The sequence below is a fragment of the Vibrio sp. V42_P2S4T144 genome (genome assembly GCF_009904715.1).
In the GTDB taxonomy this organism is placed as follows: domain Bacteria; phylum Pseudomonadota; class Gammaproteobacteria; order Enterobacterales; family Vibrionaceae; genus Vibrio; species Vibrio alginolyticus.
Genome location: NZ_WXWS01000074.1, coordinates 1 through 5,204, shown reverse-complemented (window position 1 = coordinate 5,204; position 5,204 = coordinate 1). Strand labels below are relative to the sequence as shown.

The window sequence follows — 5,204 nt, the reverse complement described above, 5'->3', positions numbered from 1 at the left end:
ATTTAAACCATACCGATTAGAAATTGTTTAGTTTAGTAAGGATGTAGTATGTGTTCAGTATTTGGCATTTTAGACATTAAAAGCGATGCAGCCGCATTGCGCCCTATCGCATTAGAGATGTCGAAAAAACTTCGTCACCGTGGCCCAGACTGGTCTGGGATTTACTCTTCAGAGCGTGCTATTTTAGCACACGAGCGCTTGGCGATTGTTGGTCTAAATAGTGGTGCACAGCCGCTATACAGCCCTGATAAGAAGCTCATCCTTGCCGTCAATGGTGAAATCTACAACCATAAAGAAATTCGTGCTCGTTACGAAGGAAAGTACGAATTTCAAACCGATTCAGACTGTGAAGTCATTCTTGCACTTTACCAAGATATGGGTGCAGATCTCCTTGAAGAACTAAACGGTATTTTCGCTTTTGTGCTCTACGACGAAGAAAAAGATGAGTATTTAGTCGGACGTGACCATATTGGTATTATCCCTCTTTATCAAGGTCACGATGAGCATGGTAACTACTATGTGGCATCAGAGATGAAGGCTCTTGTTCCAGTATGTAAAACAGTAAGTGAATTCCCTCCTGGTAGCTACTACAGCTCTAAAGATACTGAGCCAACACGTTACTATGTTCGTGACTGGAACGAGTACGCAGCAGTACAAGGTAACAGCACTAGCAAAGAAGAATTGACGGAAGCGCTAGAAGCGGCTGTTAAACGCCAACTAATGACTGACGTGCCTTACGGTGTGCTTCTTTCAGGTGGTCTAGATTCTTCTATTACATCTGCGGTAGCAAAACGCTTTGCAGCGATGCGTATTGAAGATGATGAAAAGTCTGAAGCTTGGTGGCCTCAACTGCACTCTTTTGCTGTTGGCCTAGAAGGCGCGCCTGACCTGAAAGCAGCTCGCGAAGTTGCCGACCAAATTGGTACCGTTCACCACGAAATGACGTACACGATTCAAGAAGGTTTGGACGCGATTCGTGACGTGATTTACCACATTGAAACGTATGACGTGACGACTATCCGCGCATCAACACCTATGTTCTTAATGGGTCGTAAGATCAAAGCGATGGGTATCAAGATGGTATTGTCTGGTGAGGGCGCTGACGAAATCTTTGGTGGCTACCTTTACTTCCACAAGGCGCCAAACGCGAAAGAGTTCCACGAGGAGACAGTGCGTAAACTGCTTGCTCTGAACATGTTCGACTGTGCTCGTGCTAACAAGTCGCTGGCAGCATGGGGAGTTGAAGGACGCGTACCTTTCCTAGATAAAGAGTTCATAGATGTAGCAATGCGCTTGAACCCAGCAGACAAGATGTGTGGCAACGGTAAAATGGAGAAACACATCCTTCGTGAGTGCTTCGAGCACTACCTGCCAGAATCGATCGCATGGCGTCAAAAAGAGCAATTCTCTGATGGCGTTGGCTACAGCTGGATCGATACGCTGAAAGAAGTAGCGGAACAGAAAGTGACAGACCAGCAGATGGAAACAGCTCAATATCGATTCCCATACAACACGCCAACGACAAAAGAAGGCTACGTGTACCGTGAAATCTTTGAAGAGTTATTCCCACTTCCATCAGCAGCAGAGTGTGTACCAGGAGGCCCTTCAGTAGCGTGTTCTTCAGCGAAGGCGATTGAATGGGATGAATCGTTCCAAAACTGTGTTGACCCATCAGGTCGTGCAGTACAGACCGTTCACAACGATTCATACTAATTCTCTACGATAAAGATAAGGGTTGGTTCGTCCAACCCTTTTAAAACAGACAAAAAATTAGATACGATCAAAAAGAGGTGCTTTTGCACCTCTTTTTATGTTTGATGGAATTAGGCTATTTTAAATCTAAATCACTATTGTCTATGCTGACAGGCACACGCTTGGTGATCATCTGAACTAGCATAATTGAGCGTTTCTCACCATCTTGTTCTTGGAAGATGGCATCTATGCCCGCAAATTGACCGCTTTTAACTCTAATTTGATCGCCTGGTTTTGGCATGCATTCAGAAACGGTATTGTCATTACAACACTTTTCTAGCTGCATCAATTCGAAGACCAAGTCACCTTGAACTTCTTTCGGTTGAGCACCAAAACGCACAAAGTCAACAACACCTCGAGTAGAGCGGACTGAGGTGAAGTTTGGCCCTTGCTCATAATCAAAGTAAGCGAATACGTAACAAGGAAACAGTGGTTCCTCGACTTTTTGTCTTTTACCGCGCAAAATCTTCTCAACTTCTACAGTTGGATAAAAGCACTCTACACCTTGGTTTTCAAGGTGTTGTTTCGCCCTAACCTGCTCCCCACGTTTACAATAAAGTAGATACCAACGTTTCATCTTTTTACTAGCCAATTCTATTTTGTTTTTATCCTAGCATTAAGCCAAAGTTGAGTCATTGATATTCAGTTTATCTATAAAAGTATGATTATACATCGCTCGCATTAACGAAATTTTTCAGCAACTTACGACAAAGAAGTCCATAGGCAAAAATGGAAATTAAGTTTGTAACACAACCAATACACCATCATATACTCCGCAAATCCAACCAAAAACAGCCACTTAACAAACAAAAATAGTTGAATGGCAAAATTTTATCATTTGTCACTCGTTGAATTGCATTGTATACGTAGAAGTCGTTAAAAAATGTAATAACTATTATTAGAAGAGCTTATGTCAAACCAACATCAATATTTTGGTCATCCACGTGGCCTGTTCTTATTGTTCGGTACAGAACTGTGGGAACGCTTTTCTTACTACGCAATGCGTGCCATTCTCGTGCTTTACCTTACTGATACAACAATGAATGGCGGCCTTGGCTGGTCAACCAAAGACGCATTAGACCTATACGGCATATACACAGGGCTTGTGTATATCACGCCTCTTATCGGTGGATACCTAGCAGATAACTATTTAGGTCAACGTCGCTCAATTTTGCTTGGTGGCGCGTTAATGGCCATCGGCCAGTTTACTCTTGCACTTCCTGCTGATGCTTTAGGTATTGGTTCGCTACACAGTTTCTATTTAGGCCTTGGTTTACTTATCACTGGTAACGGTCTCTTTAAGCCAAATATCTCAACCATGGTTGGCGACCTTTATCAAGAAGGTGACAACCGTCGTGACGGTGCATTCACTATCTTTTATATGGGTATCAACTTAGGTGCATTACTTGCCGGCGTCGTTTCTGGCTCTGTGACAACCTCTTACGGTTGGAAAGCAGGCTTTGTTGCCGCTGGTGTGGGTATGCTGGTTAGCCTAGTGATGCAAATGGTACTGGCTCAATCATGGCTTGGTGATATTGGTCGCGAACCAGCGGCGAAACGAGATCTAAACAACAAAAACGCCACCACGAAGCAGCCACTCACCAAAGAAGAAGTGAATCGACTAAAAGTAATTCTGGTCATGAGCTTATTCACTATTGTCTTCTGGGCAGGCTTTGAACAAGCTGGTGGTCTGATGAACATCTACACTCAACAATATACTGATCGCATGATTGGTGGTTTCGAAGTTCCTGCTGCGTGGTTCCAATCACTAAACCCATTTTTCATTATTACTCTAGCGCCAGTTCTGGCTGTCCTTTGGGTAAAATTGGGTAAACGTGAACCTACTTCGCCAGTGAAATTTGCGATGGCACTATTTTTCTTGGCGATTGGTTTCCTTTGTATGGTTGGCGCAGTGCTAGAACAAGGTGGAGATACAACAGTAAAAACATCGATGTTATGGTTGGTCGGCGCTTTCTTCTTCCACACATTAGGCGAGCTGTGTTTATCACCAATTGGTCTTTCATTGGTGACTAAATTAGCACCGCTTCGCTTAGCTTCACTTATGATGGGTGCATGGTTTGGCTGTAATGCGATTGCTAACTATGTTGCGGGCTATGTGGGCTCTCACGTAGGCGAGTTAGGCGCTATGGCTATCTTTAGTGGTATTGCGGTCAGCGCAACCGTAAGTGGCGTAATTTTGCTCCTATTCTCTAATACACTCGTTCGCTGGATGCATGGCGCTGAAAATACGCACAGCACGGCAGAGCAAGTAGAAGAGCAGCAAGTACAAGTTGCTTGATCGCTCAACTAAACGTAGAAAGGGTCGCTATTGCGACCCTTTTTTGTATCTAAAGTTTAGATTGAACTAACTCAACCATCATCTCGATATGAAGTTCACTATCGTTCAAACAAGGGATGTAGGTAAAGTTTTCGCCACCAGCTTCAAGGAAAATCTCTTTACACTCTTCCGAGATCTCTTCCAACGTCTCTAAACAATCTGACGAAAATGCAGGGGTCACAACATTAATATTTTTCACACCCTTTGCAGGAAGTGCCTCTAGGGTCTTATCGGTATAAGGTTGAAGCCACTCTTCTCTCCCAAATCGGGACTGATACGTCATGCCAATTTGTTGTTCGCTTAAACCTAACGCTTCCCCAAGCAAGCGAGTCGTCTCTTCACAATGCTGTGGGTAAACATCACCATTGTCAGCATAGCGTTTTGGAATACCATGATAAGAACACAGCAGATAATCTCCCTGACCATTCTTTTGCCAATGTTCACGAACTGAATGCGCTAACGCTTCAATATATTTCGGGTGATTGTAATAATCACGAATAAAGCTAAAGCCTGGCATCACCGGCAGGTTTTTAAATGCTTTAGTGATTCCGTCAGAAACCGCTGCCGTTGTTGTGCCCGAGTATTGCGGATACAAAGGTAAAACAATGACTTCATCAACGCCTTGCGCCAATAGGGCTTCAAAGCCTGATTGCAAACTTGGGTTACCATACGTCATACCAAGCTCTACAGGTATATCAAGCTTTTGTGCTAACTTTTCCGTTTGGCGTTTAGAGTACACCATCAACGGCGAGCCCTCTTCCATCCATACTGATTGATAGAGTTTGGCAACTTTAGGAGCTCGGATAGGAAGGATAACGCCGTGCAATAGTGGACACCAAAGCCATCGAGTCATGTCTACCACTCGGTGATCATGAAGAAACTGACTTAAAAAGCGCTTTACGGCAGGAGCGGTTGGTGCGTCAGGAGTTCCCAGGTTAACTAGGAGTACACCCTGTTTATTATTCTCTTTCATAACATCCTATTCATGGTAAACGGCTTGGTTCATATATTTAAGTAACCTCGAAGTAACGAATAGCCGAGCTGAAGTTAATTAGATATATGTTTACGAGTAAACTAAAAAAAGCGACCACTTGGGCCGCTTTCAATATATCAA

General features: G+C 43.7%; 4 protein-coding genes. 2 read left to right on the top strand and 2 right to left on the bottom strand.

The genetic code is table 11. The annotated features are described in order from the left end of the window. Positions 1-48 precede the first annotated feature (48 nt). On the top strand, positions 49-1,713 hold the full coding sequence (gene asnB, locus CAG68_RS02365; protein WP_005384979.1) for an asparagine synthase B: 1,665 nt from the start codon (positions 49-51) through the stop codon (positions 1,711-1,713). A gap of 115 nt (positions 1,714-1,828) precedes the next feature. Here asnB and rfaH read toward each other — a convergent pair whose 3' ends face one another. Continuing rightward, entirely contained in the window at positions 1,829-2,329 is a 501-nt protein-coding gene (gene rfaH / locus CAG68_RS02360) for a transcription/translation regulatory transformer protein RfaH (RefSeq protein WP_005382098.1), read from the bottom strand. A gap of 333 nt (positions 2,330-2,662) precedes the next feature. Between rfaH and CAG68_RS02355 the strand changes: the two genes are divergently transcribed. Further along, positions 2,663-4,051 carry a peptide MFS transporter gene (locus CAG68_RS02355; RefSeq protein ID WP_005382097.1) on the top strand — a complete coding sequence of 463 codons (1,389 nt, stop codon included), beginning with the start codon at positions 2,663-2,665 and terminating at the stop codon, positions 4,049-4,051. Between the two features lie 49 nt (positions 4,052-4,100). Here CAG68_RS02355 and hemH read toward each other — a convergent pair whose 3' ends face one another. Then, positions 4,101-5,063, bottom strand: coding sequence for a ferrochelatase (hemH, locus tag CAG68_RS02350; protein ID WP_017819956.1), 963 nt, complete (start codon positions 5,061-5,063; stop codon positions 4,101-4,103). Between the last annotated feature and the right edge of the window lie 141 nt (positions 5,064-5,204).

Bases quoted from the DNA above. Each gene is read 5' to 3' on its own strand.
- rfaH (WP_005382098.1), bottom strand. From the start codon at position 2,329: ATGAAACGTTGGTATCTACTTTATTGTAAACGTGGGGAGCAGGTTAGG.
- asnB (WP_005384979.1), top strand. From the start codon at position 49: ATGTGTTCAGTATTTGGCATTTTAGACATTAAAAGCGATGCAGCCGCA.
- hemH (WP_017819956.1), bottom strand. From the start codon at position 5,063: ATGAAAGAGAATAATAAACAGGGTGTACTCCTAGTTAACCTGGGAACT.
- CAG68_RS02355 (WP_005382097.1), top strand. From the start codon at position 2,663: ATGTCAAACCAACATCAATATTTTGGTCATCCACGTGGCCTGTTCTTA.